Here is a 13,671-nt window from a genome sequence, read left to right as displayed (position 1 = left end):
TTGCATTGTCGACGATCGTGACCGCATGTTATGAGAGCGCCCGCGAGGGCCCGACGCGCCGCGATCGAGCCGCCATGCTCGAAGGGACGGCCCGATCATGAAGACGGCAGCACGCGACACGTTCCCGGCGCGGGGAGGAGGACCGGCCTCGACCGCCTTCGGCTCATCCACCGAGAGGGCCCTGTGGAGGTTGTACGACCTCTGGGTGCCGACGATCGCCTCCGAGCATCTCTGGGGCTGTCCCTCGGACAGGATCTTGGAGCTTTACCGGCGATACACCTCCGCGGACCACCTCGAGGCGGGGGTCGGCAGCGGTTATTTCCTCGATCGATGCGCGTTTCCCGTCGCCGATCCCTCGCTCACCCTGCTCGACGTGAACCGCAGCGCCATCGACGTGTCCCTCGAGCGGCTGCGCAGGTACCGTGTCACCGGGGTCGTCGCGAGCCTCCTCGAGCCGCTCCCGCTCCCCGGGTCCGCCTTCGGGTCCGTGGGCATGAACTATGTCGTGCACTGCATCCCCGGGGCCCTGCGCGACAAGATGGACGCCATCCTGGGACACCTCTTGCCCTGCATGAAGGACGGCGGCGTGCTGTTCGGGACCACGGTCCTCGGCAAAGGCGTCCGCCACAACGCGGCGGGCGGCCCGTTCGCCGCGGCGATGCAGCGCCTCGGCATCTTCAAGAACCAGGAGGACGACCTGCCTGGGCTGGAGGCGGCGCTGAAGCGACACGTGTCGGACTACGCGATCGAGCCTGTCGGGCGAACCGCCGTGTTCATCGCCCGGAAACCCGGTCGCGCCGAGCAGACGCCCGGCTGAGCAGCGTCGGGAGGCGCGCCGCCGCGCCGGTCGAGGCGCGGGCGGCGACGTCCTCCTCCTTCAGGGTCACGATGTCCCCGCGGAGCTCTCCTCGGGCGATGGAGTGACTCCCACCCACGTGACGAGGAGACGGACTGTGGTCGATGCGATGGTGACCGAGTCAGGCAATCTTCCCTTCCTGGACGTGCTGAGCCCGGAGTTCGTCCGCGACCCGGGGCCCATGCTGCGCGCGTGCCGGCGCGAGCACTGGATGGCGCGCAGCCCGATCGGCTTCGAGGTGCTGGGGTTCCCCGAGTCCGTGATGATGCTGCGGGACGAGCGGATCAGGCCCGGCTTCGACAAGCTGCTGGAGATCCTCGGCATCACCTCCGGCCCGGCGCACGAGCACATGTCCCAGCAGGTCGGCTCCCAGGAGGGCGACGCGCACCGGCGCATCCGCCGGCTGATCCAGCCCTCGTTCAGCATCGAGGCGATGGAGCGGCTGCGGGCTCCGGCGCGCCAGGTCGTCGACGCGCTGCTCGACGCCGTGGACGAGCGCGGCGCGTGCGACTTCGTCGCTCACGTCAGCGGGCTGTTCCCGGGCCGCCTGTTCTGCCGCCTCCTGAACGTCTCCGAGGACGACGCGGCGCCCCTCGCGCGGATGAACGGCTCGATCATGAAGATGTTCTGGATGAAGCCGGAGTACCGGGGCGAGGTCGAGGCGGCCATCCACGAGCTCGGCGAGTACAGCCTCGCGCTCATCGAGCGCCGGCGGCGCGAGCCGGGAGAGGACTTCGTCTCCGGGCTGATCCTGGCCGAGGAGCAGGGCGACCGGCTGAGCACGCAGGAGCTGATCGACCTGGTGAGGCTCACGCTCACGGCCGCCGTCGACAACGTGAACCACACCCTGAGCCTCATGGTGCTGCTGCTCGCCGAGCGCCCCGAAGCGTGGCGGCAGCTGCGCGCCCGCCCGGAGCTCATCCCCCGCGCCGTCGAGGAGTGCATGCGCTACCGGCCGCGCGTCCTCCGGCTGACGCACTACGCCGCGCGGGACACCGAGCTCGGCGGGGTCCCGATCCCGGCGGGGAGCTGGGTGATGAGCGTCGTCGCCGAGGCGAGCCGGGACGAGCGCGTGTTCAACGACCCCGATCGCTTCGACATCACGCGCGAGCCGGTGCGCCCCAACCTGAACTTCGGCACCGGGCGGCACAACTGCATCGGCGCCTACCTCGCGCAGATCGAGCTGCAGGAGGCGCTTTCAGCGCTCGTCGAGCGCTGGGAGAGCATCGAGATCGCGGGCGAGGTGGTGCCCCAGGCGTCGAATCAGACGAACGGCGTGCTGGAGCTCCCGTTGCGGTGGAAGCGCGCCTGAGACCAACGGCGCGCTGGAGCTCCCGCCGCGGTGGAAGCGCGCCTGAGGGGCGGGAGCTCCGGCCGGGCGCGCCTCAGCGCTCCCTGTCCTTCTTCTCTTCCTTCTTCTTGTCCTTGCGGTCGGACTTCTCTTTTTCCTTCTTCGACTTCGACGCCACCTTCTTCGGCTCGTCGCGGCCGAGCGCGATCTCCAGGCGATCGCCGCGCGCCTTGGCCTTGTAGGCGGGCACGCCGTCCTTGAACTGCAGGGTGATCTCGGCGCCGTGCGCCGTGTTGACCACGCGCACCGACGCGATGCGCTTGTCCTTCCGGGCGAGGCCGCTGCCCGAGGACAGCGCGCGGCGGTCGGGCAGCGACACCGTGAAGCCCATCGCGCCGGCCGCGCCGTTCAGCTCCTCGATGGGACCGTCCATCTTCAGCTTCAGCACGATGGGGTTCCGCACGGACCCCTGGCCCCACTCCTTCGGGGCCTCCTGCGCGTCCTCGTCCGCCTCCGCGTCGTCCTCGTCGCCAGGGCCGCCCGGGACCGCGGCGGACCGCTCGAGCGGATCGCCGGCCTGGGCGCTCGGATCGGCGGGCGGCGTCGGCGGCACGGCCTCCGTCGTCGACAGCGGCGTCGCGCCGAACAGCGGGACGTTCGCCGTCAGCACGCCGCCCGGCGCGGCCGCCGTCGCCGCGGCCGCCGGCAGGGCAGGCGCGCCGGACGCCGCCGGCAGCGCCGACGCGCCCGCGGCCGCCTCGGCCCCGGCGGCCGGCGCGTCGCCGCCGCGCAGGCCGAGCAGGCGCGCGGCCCCGAACACCACCAGCACCGCCGCCAGCCCGAGGAAGCTCCCGGCCGCGGCCGCCTTCTTGTTGAAGCGCGGCGGCTCCGCCCCCTCGCCCGCCGCCTCCTCGGCCTCCTCGCGCACCAGCCGGCGCCCGCCGGACTTCAGCGCGCCGGCCGGCGGCGGCGCCGTCTTGCGGCGCGGGCCGCCGTCCTTGCCCGACCCGTCCTCGCCGGCCGCGCGCGCCGCGCGCCGCGCCTTGATCCGCGCCACCATGCCGGCCATCGCCGTGGCCGCGCGCGCCCCGGCGCCGGCGAGCGCCGGCCCGAGCTTGCCCGCCACGGCCTTGCTCGCCATCGCGGCCTTCTCGCCGACGTCGCGCAGCCGGCTCGGCTGCGCGCCGGCCGCCTGCGCGGAGCCCGCCTCGTCCGACCCCTCCTGCGAAGGCGGCGACGCCGCGTCCTGCGCCGAGGCCGGCGCCGCGTCCGCCGCGGGCGCCTCCCGCGCCGAGAGCGCCGGCGACAGGTCGCCGTCGTGATCGTCGTCCGCCGGGGCCGCCGCGCCGCCGCTCGCGCCCGCGCCCGCCGTCGCGCGCTCGCCCTGCGGATCGCGCGGCGGCGCCGACGACGCCCGCGCCGTCGCCCGCTCGCCCTGCGGATCGCGCGGCGGCGCCGACGACGCCCGCGCCGTCGCCCGCTCGCCCTGCGGATCGCGCGGCGGCGCCGCCGACGACGCTCGCGCCGTCGCCCGCTCGCCCTGCGGCGCCGACGACGCCCGCGCGCCCTCGCCCGGCGGCGGCACCGACGGCGCCCGCGCGGGCGCCCCCGCGTCGAGCGCCGCCGCGGGCCTCGCCGGGGGCAGCGTCTCGGACGACGCCCGCGGCCGCGACGCCCTGGCCGCGCGGGGCGCCTCGTAGCAAAGCGTGACCACGAGCTGCGGCACGCTCGTCGCCGGGTCGACCTCGACCTTCACGTGGTCGATGTACGCCTCGCGGCGCGTGCCCTGCTCGACCTCCTCCAGCTCGAGGGAGCGGCCCACCTTGAGGAACTCCAGGTTCGAGCCCACCTCGAGGTCGTCGAGCCCACCCGCGCGCACGCGCGCCTTCATGGGCGAGCCCAGCCCGTCGATGTGGAGCCGCACGCGCGCGCCGCGCTGCGCCGTCCCCTGCCCCGCCCCGGACGGGATCGTGAGCGCCGGCGCGGAGCCCGCGGCCCCGGCGTCCATCGACGAGCACATCGCGCGCACCGCCTCCTCCGCCTCCGGATCGAGGCCGGTGAAGCGCAGGCCGAACTCGCCGCCGCGCGCCTGCTCGGCGCGCCAGCAGACCTCGCCCTCGACGACGAGCTCCTTGCCGAGCCCGTCGAAGCGGCAGATCAGCGCGTCGCCGACCCGCGGCAGGTACGCCGTGCGCAGGCGCATCCCCTCGGGCGACATGTCGATCGACTCGGCCTCGAAGCCGCCGCCCGACGTCTCGCCGACCGCGACGAGCGCCTCGATGCGGACCCGCTGCCCGGCGCCGGCGCGCCGCTCGCCGCCCTCGCGATCCTTCTCCAAGGATTCCGGCGCCCTGCGAACGCCATCTCCGTCTGCGCCTCGAACGTTCATACGCCCATTCCTCCGCCTGGCCGCGAAGCCGCGTCCGCGATCGCGGGACCTCCGCGGTGCAGAGGGCCCACTGGCCGGCAGTACGGCGTAAGCCCCGCGCTGGCCAAATTTTGGAGGCCGCGCGGCGCCGCGGGACGCGGGCGCCGCGCGGATTCTTGGAGGCCGCGCGGCGCCGCAGGACGCGGGCGCCGCGTGGATCCGGCCGCTCGCTTCGCCTGGCGCCCTAGGGGGCAAACGTGGGAAGCTCTCGGCAATGGGCAAGGACGAGCCGCCGCAGAAAGACGACAAGCCCGCGCCGCCCGGGAACCAGGATGTCGTCTTCATCCACAGCCCCGTCGAGCAGGGCGAGGGCTTCCGGGTCATCCGGAGCCGGGAGGACCGGCTCGAGATCGGCGAGCTGCGGCCCACCGAGCACGGGCGCCCGCTGGCCGGGGAGCTCGTGAAGCTGACGCCGCGGCCCGATCACGCCCGCCTCTTCGACGTGGAGGTGCTCCTCCCGGCGCCCCGCGGGGCCGACGCGCCCCGGTCGGGCCCCGCCCAGGTCGCGACCGACGCCTACCGCTCGAACTGGGAGGCGATCTTCGGCCACCACGAGGAGAACAAGCTCTCCAACTGAGCCCGGCCGTCGCTCAGCGTCGGCCGCGGGCGAGCCGCGGCGCCTCGCCGGTCCTCCGGAGCGCGTAGGCGATCCCGCGCTGGAGCGTCCCCTGGACGACGGTCTCGCTGAGATCGATCCCGAGCCCGACCAGCGTCTGCGACACATGGCCTCCGATCCCGGTGATCACCGCCTCGGCGCCGAGCAGCCGCAGCGCCGTCGCGGTCCGGACGAGCGTCGCGGCGACGCTGCTGTCCACGCCCTTCACGCCCGTGATGTCCAGGATGACAACCTGCGCCGACGTGTCCGCCACGCCGCGCAGCGCCGTCTCGAGCGCCCCGTCCGCCCGCTCCGCGTCCATGGTCCCGATGAGCGGCATGACCATGATCCGGTCGGTGATCGGGATGAGCGGCGTCGACAGCTCGGCGAGCCGCTCGCGCTGCACCCGGATGAGGTCCTCCTGCAGGCCGGCGCGCTCCTGCTCGGCGCGCGCCCGCTCGGCGAGCTCCTCCTCGAGCCGCGCCATCGCCGACGAGAGCTCCGCGGTGCGGGCGGCGACGGCCGCCTCGAGCGCGTCGTTGGCGCGGCGGAGCTCGTCGCTCGCCGCCTGGACGCGCGCGTAGAGCAGCGCGTTCCTCACGGCGATGGCGGCCTGCGCGGCGACGAGCTCGAGGACGTCGAGGCGGGCGGGCGAGAACACGTCGGGCGCGGCGTTGTTCTCCAGATAGAGGATGCCCGAGACCTCCCCCTGGCTCACCATGGGCAGCGCGAGCACCGATCGCGGCTTGCGCGCCGCGACGTAGGGGTCGCCGTCGAACCGCGCGTCCTGCGCGGCGTCGGCCACGACGACGGCGCTCCCGGCGCTCATCGCGAGCTCGATCACCCGGGCTGCCGCGGCGCCGCTCTCGCGCACGGGCGTGGACGGACCGACGCGCACCTCGCCGTCGTCCTCGGCGGCGGCCTCCACGCGCGGCCCGCCCTCGTGGTCCAGGATCAGCGCGCCCCGCTGGGCGCCGACGCTCTCGATGGCGAGCCGGAGCAGCCGCGTCATCACGCGGCCGAGGTCGATCTCGCGCGCCACCGCCTGCGCGGCGCGGATGAGCGCCGCCGCGTCGAGCAGCGCCACGCGCCGCGCCACCATGTCGGTCGTCGACGAGGCGACCGAGGTCAGGTTCGACAGGAGGCTCGCCGACGCGGGCTGGCCCGCGGCCGCGCGGGGGAGCAGTTCGACGTAGGCCTCCTCCATCTGCCGCAGCTTGGCCGTGGCGCCCCAGCGCGCGTAGGCCTGGTAGGCGTCGACGAGGCACGACCGCGCGAGCCACGGCACGCGCCTCGCGGCGAGGAACCTGCCGCAGAGCTCGCTGACGAGCGCGCGGTAGCGCACGTACCCCGCCTGCTCGGCCGCGTCGCTCGCCTGCTGGTAGAGCTCGAGGATCGGCTCCAGCGCCTCCCCGGCGACGCGCGCGCGCTCCGCCCGGACGAGCAGCTCCAGGTGCCGGAGCTCGGGGCAGTCCCGCGCGAGGACGGCGAGCTTGTCGTGGCTCGACGCGAGCATCTCGGCCAGCGCGCCGCCCTCCTCCCCGCTCGCCCGAGGGCCGAGCGCCAGGAGGGTGAGGCAGGTGTAGAGCGGCAGATCGACGATGCCGATGTACTGGCCCGTCAGGGCGCGGGCCCGCTCGTGCGCGCGGCGCGCCATCCGGAGCGCGCCCTCGTGATCGCCGTAGAGGTACGCGAGCGCGAGCTTGTTCGTGTAGTAGAAGCCGGCGACGATCGCGAAGCCCACCGCGTCGAGCTTCGGCACGAGGGCGTCCTCGTCGAAGCCGGCGTCGCTCAGCGTGCCGCGGTCCAGCGTGCGCCCCTCGAGGTTCTGGATCACCTGCCGCGCGACGGTCTGGACCGCCGTCGACAGCGCGTCCTTCGTGCGCGAGGTGAAGCGCAGGAACCCGCCGACGTCCTCGCGCACGCGCCGGAGCTCGCCCTCCAGGCTGAGCTTCATCTGGGCGACGATGTTGGAGGACGCCGACGCGAACATGAAGTCGCCGGTCTCCATCCCGGCGACCCGCGCCCGCTGGAGGACCTCGAGCGCCTCGCGCTGCGGCCTCGAGTGGTTCATGACGACCCCGTAGTTGAAGTCGAGCTTCGCCCGGATGGCATCGACCCGGTACCTGTCGTTCAGGGCGACGCCCATCCGCACGATCCTGTAGCCCTCGTGCGGCTGGCCCCAGAACGCGGCCAGGTAGAAGCCGTGGTACGCGTACGCCACGCTGGCCATCGGCGAGCTCCCGTGCCGGAGCGACAGGTTCGCCATCTTGACGGCGAGGAGCTGGGCCAGCGGCGGGTTGAGGAAATACGCCGATGGCGAGCCGTAGCCGAGCATCTCCACCGCGACCCTGACGCGCGGATCGGCGAGCTCCGGGCCCGCGCCGACGTCCTCGCCCCGCCGGGCGGCGAAGCCGCGCTCGGCCTCGGCGAGCTCCGCGCGGAGCGCGGCGGCGAGCGCCTCGCCCTCGGTGGGCACCTCCATGCCGAGGAGGCGCAGGCCCTCGAGCGCCACCGCGAGCGAGTCCGCCCAGCGGTGCTGCGCGTTGTAGAGGACCATCCGCATGCAGGAAACGCGCGCGCGCTCCACGTCCGAGGCGGCGCGCTCGAGGAGGGCGTCGAAGAGCGCCTCCGCCTCGTCACAGCGGCCGCTCAGGTGCGCGCACTCGGCCTTCGCGGCGTGGATGCCGAAGACGTCGAAGGCGAGGCCCGGCTCGCCGGCCCATGGATCCGGGCCGAGCGCGGACACCGCGGCGCTCAGGTAGCCGAACGCGGCGTCGTACGCGGTCGCCGCCTGCGCGCGCCGCCCCGCGGCCAGGTTGAGCCGCACGAACTCGCCGCGCTCCGCCGGATCCTCGATCAGGGCCGCGGCGAGGTTCAGGTGGCCGACGACGACGAACAGCTCCTCGTCGCTCGGGTCCTCGCCGAGGCTCGCCGCGAGCAGCCGGCCGATGCGGTGGTGCAGCCGCTTCCGCTCCGGCTCGTCGACGAGCGCGTACGCCGCCTGCTGGACGCGATCGTGCAGGAACCGGTACGAGACGCGGAACGAGGGGTCCTCGAGCAGCCTGCCCGCGACCGCCGCGTCGCCGGCGTGGACGAAGCGGTACTCGGGATCGAGGGGCACGACGAGGCCCTCCCGCAGGGCGTCCCAGAGCGCCGCGGCCACCTCGCCCGGGGGCTGCTCGGCGACGAGCGCGAGCGTCCTGAGGTCGAAGCGGTGGCCCACGCAGGCGGCGAGCTGGAGGGCGCGCTGCGCGCCGGGCGCGAGCCGCCGGATCTTCGCGGACATCAGCTCGACGACGCCCTCCGCGCCCTCCGCGCTCCGGGCGCGCTCGAGGCAGAACGCCCACGCCCCCGCGGCCGGATCGAAGCGCACGATCCCCTCGCCGGCGAGCGCGTGCAGGAGCTGGTGGATGAAGAACGGGTTGCCCGCGGTCCTCTCCAGGATGAGCGCCGCGAAGGCGTCCGTGTCCTCGAGGCGGCAGCGCAGGGCGTCGGCGAGGAGCCGGCGGATGTCCTCGAGCTCGAGCGGCCCGAGCCACACTTCGGAGGCGGGCGCGCCCGCCGCCCGCAGGTCGCCGACGAGCCGCGCCAGCGGGTGGGCGTCGTCGACCTCCTGGTCGCGGTAGGCGCCGATCACGAGCATCCCGCGGCCGTCGGGATCGGTCAGCAGGAGCTCGAGGAGCTTCAGCGAGGCCGGGTCGGCCCACTGGAGGTCGTCGATGAAGAGCACGAGGAGGTGCTCCTCCGTGACGGCGCGGACGAAGGTCTGGAACGCGAGGCTGAAGCGGTTCTTCGACTCGTTCGGCCCGAGCGGCTGCACGGCGGGCTGGGGCCCGACGACGCCCTCGAGCTCGGGGATCACGTCGACGACGACCTGCCCGATCGCGCCGAGCGCCGCGCTCAGCCGGGCCTTCCAGCGCGCCACGGACTCCTCGCCCTCCGACAGGATGCGCTCGCACAGCTCGCCGAACGCCTGCGCGATGGCCGCGTAGGGGGTGCGCTGCTTGAGCTGGCCGAACTTCCCCGAGACGAAGTACCCGGGCCGCCGCGCGAGCACCTTGTAGACCTCGCGGACGAGGGCGGACTTGCCGACGCCGGCGTGGCCGGAGATGAGGAACAGCTCGACGGCCCCGGCCGCCGCGCGCTCGCACGCGGCCACGACCGCCTGCGTCGCGGCCTCGCGCCCGTAGAGCTTCTCCGGCAGCCAGAGCCGGCCGCCCGCGTCGCGCTCGCCGAGCGGGAAAGGATCGACGCGGCCGTCGGCCTCGTACCTCCGGAGGCACTCCTCGAGATCGGCGCGCAGCGCCTCGGCGCACGGATACCGATCCTCGGCGGCCTTGAAGAGGAGCTTCATGACGAGATCGGAGACGACGCGCGGGATCTCGGCCGACGCGGCGTGCGGCGGCGTCGGCGTCCTGGCCAGGTGGCAATGCACGAGCTCCATGGCGCTCGGCGCCGTGAACGGGGGCGCGCCCGTGAGCATCTCGTAGAGGGTGACGCCCAGGGAGTAGAGGTCCGTCCGGCAATCGAGGCTGCGGTTCATCCAGCCCGTCTGCTCGGGTGACATGTACGCCAAGGTCCCCTCCGCGGCGCCCGGGTTCTCGGCCCTCGGTGCCTCCTGCGACAGGCGCGTTGCGATCCCGAAGTCGGAGAGCTTGACCGTCAGCGGATCGAGGCGGACGAGGATGTTGTGCGGCTTGACGTCCTTGTGAATGATGCCCGCGTGGTGCAGCGACGCGAGGGCGTCCGCGACGTGGATGCCGATCCGCAGGGTCGTCGCCAGGCTGAGCCTCTCGCCCCGCAGGACGATATCGAGCGACGCGCCGCCGAAGTCCTCCAGGACGAGCACGGGCCCCCCGTCGCTCTCGTCGACGTCGAGGACGCGGAGGACGCCCGGGTGCGCGATCTCGCGCGTGATCACCTGCTCGTGGCGGAGCCTCGCGATCGCGCGCGGTGACGCCCGCCCGGCGCTCGGTCCTTTCAGCACGACCGGCTGCCCGTCCGACACGCGGCGCGCGCGGCGCACGGTGATCATGGTCCCCTGGTGGAGGATGTCCTCCGCGGCGTAGCCCTGCGGCGGGCTCGCGGATCCAGTGGCATAAGCTGCGCCAAGTGTCGTCATGCGTACAGGTTACAGCTGATACGGAACCTACAGTGACGGCGTTCGACGTCGCGTCGGGGCCGCTGTGGCCGAGATCAATGATTCCGCGCACATCCAACGATGTTCCTTCTCGTTCCTTGTCTCGAGGTCCTCCGGCGCGCGGGCGTGCCGAATCTTGAGCCGCGGCGGACCTCTGGAGAACACTGCTGGGCGTGATCTCAGGCCGTCGGTCGACCGTCCCGCCCTTGACAGCGGTCGCGCCCTCCACGCAAAGGGGGAGCGTGCAGGCGCTACCGCTGTCCGCGACCGACGACGTGGCGCTGGCGCGCGCCGCCGCGCAGGGACACCCCGGCGCCGCGCCGATCGTGTGGCAGCGGTTCGCGCCGCTCGTGCGCCGGATCCTGAAGCGCACCCTCGGCCCGGGCGACGAGGTGGACGACCACGTGCAGGACACGTTCCTGCGCTTCTTCCGCGTGGCGAAGGACCTGCGCGATCCGTCGCTGCTCTCGAGCTTCATCGTCGGCATCGCGGTGCGCGTCGCGCGCGCCGAGCTGCGGCGCCGGCGCCTGCGCCGCTGGCTCCAGCTGTCGCCCTCGGGCGAGCTCCCGGACGTCGGCAGCGCGCAGCAGGACCCGCAGGGGCGCGCGGCGCTCGCGCGGCTCTACGGCATCCTCGACCAGGTGGACGACCGCTCGCGGACGCTCTTCGTCCTGCGGTTCATCGAGGGGCTCGAGCTCACCGAGATCGCCGCCGCGCTCGGGTGCTCCCTGGCCACGACGAAGCGCCACCTCGCGCGCGCGTCCCACCGGATCCTCACCGCCGCGCAGCGCGATCCCGCGCTCTCGGCCTACCTCACGAAGGCCCCGCAAGCGCTCGATCAGCCCGGGAGCCTCCTTGCCTGCGGAGGAGAGCATGATGAATGAAGCGGAGAAGTTGAGCCGGCTCGCCGACCTCGCGCGGGAGGGCATCCCCGCCGACATCGACGCGGCGCACGACGCCGCCGAGCGCGCCCGCTTCGTGGAGGCGGTGAGCCGCGGCGCCGCCCAGCCGCGCGGCGGCGCCCTGGGCTGGGTCGCGAGCCGCGTGACAGCCCTGAGCCGCGTTGACGCGTGGCTCCGCTTCCTCGGGGTCTCCCCCGCGCACGCGGGGCGCGCGCGGTGGGGCCTCGCGCTCGCCGGCGCGGCGGCGCTCGCGGTCGCGCTCGTCGCGCTCTGGCCGGCGCGGCGGCTCGACTACGCGGTCGAGGGCGCGCCCGGCGCCGCGGGCGGCTACATCGCCGCGGCGGCCGAGGAGGCCCGGCTCCGCTTCACGGACGGCACCACCGTCGCGCTCGCGCCGGGCAGCGCGCTGCGCGTGGCGGAGGTCGACGCGGCCGGGGCGCGCATGCTGCTCGAGGACGGCCGGGCGTCGCTGCGCGTGACGGCGCGGCCGAAGGCGCGCTGGTCGGTCGAGGCGGGGCCGTTCGCGGTGCTGGTCACCGGCACGGCGTTCGACGTGTCGTGGACGCGCGGCGACGGCACGCTGCGCGTCGATCTGCGCGAGGGGAGCGTGACGGTGCGCGGGCCGCTCGCGCCCGAGGGGCTGCCGCTCCGCGCCGGGCAGCGGCTCGTGGCGCGGATGCGCGAGGGCGACGTGCAGATCTCGAGCCTCGACGCGGCCGGCGCGGTGGGCAGCGCGGCGGAGCTGGCGCCGTCGCCCGCGGGCGCGGCGCCGCCCGGAGGAGAGAGGAATCCCGGGCCCGGCGACGTCGACGGCGACGCCGGGGCCGCACGGCCGGAGGGCTCGCGGGCTGAGGGGGCGCCCGCGGGCCCTCCGCCGGGCGGTTTGACGGCGGCGCCGGACGGCGCCGTGGCGGCGCCGAGCTGGGCGAAGCGCGTGGCGGCGGGGGATTTCCGGTCGGTCCTGGCCGAGGCGGAGCAGCGCGGCCTCGGCGGCGTGCTCGAGCACGGCTCGCTCGACGACCTCGTCGCGCTGGCGGACGCGGCGCGGTACGCGCGCCGCGGCGACGTCGCGCAGCGCGCGCTCACGGCGACGCGCAAGCGGTTCCCCGGGACGAGCCACGGCAAGGCGGCGGCCTTCCTGCTCGGGCGCATGGTCGACGACGGCGGCTCGCCGGGGGCGGCGGTGGCCTGGTACGACGCGTACCTCGCCGAGTCGCCGGGCGGCCCGTTCGCCGCCGAGGCGCTCGGCCGCAAGATGGTCGCCGTCGAGCGCACGGCCGGCCGGGCCGCGGCGCGGCCCGTCGCGGAGCTCTACCTGAAGCGTCACCCGCGCGGCGCGCACGCGCCCGTGGCGCGCGATCTCGTGGAGCCGTGACGCGCGGCGGGTCACGCGCGCTTCAAGCGGATCGGCGCCCTAAACGCCATAGAACGCATAAAAACTTTGAATCGGCGCCTCGACGGTCAGGACGGGGAGCGGAAAGCAGTCGCCCAGCTCAGCGATCGATCGACGCTCGGCGATGGCTTCTAGGAATGTCCGCGCCATCGTCGTCTTCACGCCGCCGCCGTGATGCAGGAACTGGCCCCACAACGGCATGGATCGATAGAGGCCGTGGACCGCGCGGGCCGATGCGACATAGTCGCGCGGGAAAAGCCTTCGGTAGGCGTTGAGGTTGTACAACCACGAGACTCCCGCGACGACGAGCTCCTGCGCAAACTCAGACTTTATTCGAGCAAATAGCTTCGTCAGCTCGGCTCGTCGCTGTCCATACCGCGCGGCTGAGAGCGGCGAGCACCCTTCGGGGTCGACGTTGCGGAAGTGCAATCGAACCACGTTGCTGTCGAGCACGGCATATGAAAAGCAGCCAACGGCAGCGAGGACAGCCGGCGACGTGTTCGCCTCCGCGGCCATCAGGTAGTATCGATAGGTCCACGCACGAGCGTCCGCCGCAGTCTTCAGTCCAGCCACGTAAGCGCGCCACAGCTCATGCTCGCTGTCGAAGTCGCGTCCGAGACCGAACCGGACATAAAGGTTCGTATAGTTGAGCAGGGCCAGTTCCAGAGAGAGCCCGGAAAGCGCCGCGGCTGTCTCTGCGAACGTGAGCTGGAGATCGAAGAACTCTCTCGCGAGGATCGTCCGACCGTCACGCGACGCCGCGTTGAGCTCCTTCAAGGGCGCCATCTCATCGGCGAGCCTGCGACGCTTTCATCGGGCGTGCAAGTCCGCGCGTATGTCGCCCATCGCTGGCATCGAGACCTCCTCGGATCCCGGCTTCCACGGCTCGGATGCTCGCGGTCCGAGGCGTCCGGGAGGGCCACCCCGCCGGCGCCAGCCGCGGCATCGGCGGCGCGCTGGGCGCGCACGGCGGTGCGGTGATCACGGAGCCGAGGGAGCAGCGGAGCGCTGCGTACCTGGCCTCCTGCCCTGCCCGCGGCGTGCCGTCGTCGATCCGTCCTGA

At 74.0% G+C, this 13,671-nt stretch carries 8 protein-coding genes; 5 read left to right on the top strand and 3 right to left on the bottom strand.

Features of this window, described 5'->3' with window-relative positions; all coding sequences use genetic code 11:
* The first annotated feature begins 97 nt into the window (after nt 1-97).
* Together WME83_RS16750 and WME83_RS16745 are read left to right on the top strand one after the other, a co-directional pair.
* On the top strand, nt 98-817 hold the full coding sequence (locus WME83_RS16750) for a class I SAM-dependent methyltransferase (protein WP_437320286.1): 720 nt from the start codon (nt 98-100) through the stop codon (nt 815-817).
* Between the two features lie 136 nt (nt 818-953).
* A complete protein-coding gene (locus tag WME83_RS16745; protein ID WP_437320285.1) occupies nt 954-2,168 on the top strand; it encodes a cytochrome P450 in 1,215 nt (404 codons plus the stop codon).
* Nucleotides 2,169-2,241: 73 nt separating this feature from the next.
* Here WME83_RS16745 and WME83_RS16740 read toward each other — a convergent pair whose 3' ends face one another.
* Nucleotides 2,242-4,485 carry a PilZ domain-containing protein gene (locus tag WME83_RS16740; RefSeq protein ID WP_437320284.1) on the bottom strand — a complete coding sequence of 748 codons (2,244 nt, stop codon included), beginning with the start codon at nt 4,483-4,485 and terminating at the stop codon, nt 2,242-2,244.
* A gap of 304 nt (nt 4,486-4,789) precedes the next feature.
* On the opposite strand from WME83_RS16740, the gene WME83_RS16735 reads away from it, so the two are divergent.
* Nucleotides 4,790-5,152 (top strand): hypothetical protein, encoded by a 363-nt coding sequence (locus WME83_RS16735; protein ID WP_437320283.1) that lies wholly within the window; start codon nt 4,790-4,792, stop codon nt 5,150-5,152.
* 13 nt (nt 5,153-5,165) lie between these two features.
* Here WME83_RS16735 and WME83_RS16730 read toward each other — a convergent pair whose 3' ends face one another.
* Complete coding sequence (locus tag WME83_RS16730) at nt 5,166-10,295, bottom strand: AAA family ATPase (protein WP_437320282.1); 5,130 nt, start codon at nt 10,293-10,295, stop codon at nt 5,166-5,168.
* A gap of 260 nt (nt 10,296-10,555) precedes the next feature.
* On the opposite strand from WME83_RS16730, the gene WME83_RS16725 reads away from it, so the two are divergent.
* Together WME83_RS16725 and WME83_RS16720 are read left to right on the top strand one after the other, a co-directional pair.
* Nucleotides 10,556-11,197 (top strand): RNA polymerase sigma factor, encoded by a 642-nt coding sequence (locus tag WME83_RS16725; RefSeq protein WP_061623461.1) that lies wholly within the window; start codon nt 10,556-10,558, stop codon nt 11,195-11,197.
* Nucleotides 11,187-12,590 carry a FecR domain-containing protein gene (locus WME83_RS16720; RefSeq protein ID WP_437320281.1) on the top strand — a complete coding sequence of 468 codons (1,404 nt, stop codon included), beginning with the start codon at nt 11,187-11,189 and terminating at the stop codon, nt 12,588-12,590. The genes WME83_RS16725 and WME83_RS16720 overlap by 11 nt, the downstream gene beginning before the upstream one ends.
* Before the next feature lie 39 nt (nt 12,591-12,629).
* On the opposite strand, the gene WME83_RS16715 is transcribed toward WME83_RS16720, so the two are convergent.
* Entirely contained in the window at nt 12,630-13,385 is a 756-nt protein-coding gene (locus WME83_RS16715; RefSeq protein ID WP_437320280.1) for a hypothetical protein, read from the bottom strand.
* Between the last annotated feature and the right edge of the window lie 286 nt (nt 13,386-13,671).

Origin of the sequence: Sorangium sp. So ce385, from assembly GCF_051474135.1 — a bacterium.
GTDB classification, from domain to species: Bacteria; Myxococcota_A; Polyangia; order Polyangiales; family Polyangiaceae; genus Sorangium; species Sorangium cellulosum_D.
Note: the sequence above shows the minus strand (reverse complement) of the source record. Positions and strands in the feature narration are given on the sequence as shown.

Bases quoted from the DNA above. Each gene is read 5' to 3' on its own strand.
- WME83_RS16735 (WP_437320283.1), top strand. From the start codon at position 4,790: ATGGGCAAGGACGAGCCGCCGCAGAAAGACGACAAGCCCGCGCCGCCC.
- WME83_RS16750 (WP_437320286.1), top strand. From the start codon at position 98: ATGAAGACGGCAGCACGCGACACGTTCCCGGCGCGGGGAGGAGGACCG.
- WME83_RS16730 (WP_437320282.1), bottom strand. From the start codon at position 10,295: ATGACGACACTTGGCGCAGCTTATGCCACTGGATCCGCGAGCCCGCCG.
- WME83_RS16720 (WP_437320281.1), top strand. From the start codon at position 11,187: ATGATGAATGAAGCGGAGAAGTTGAGCCGGCTCGCCGACCTCGCGCGG.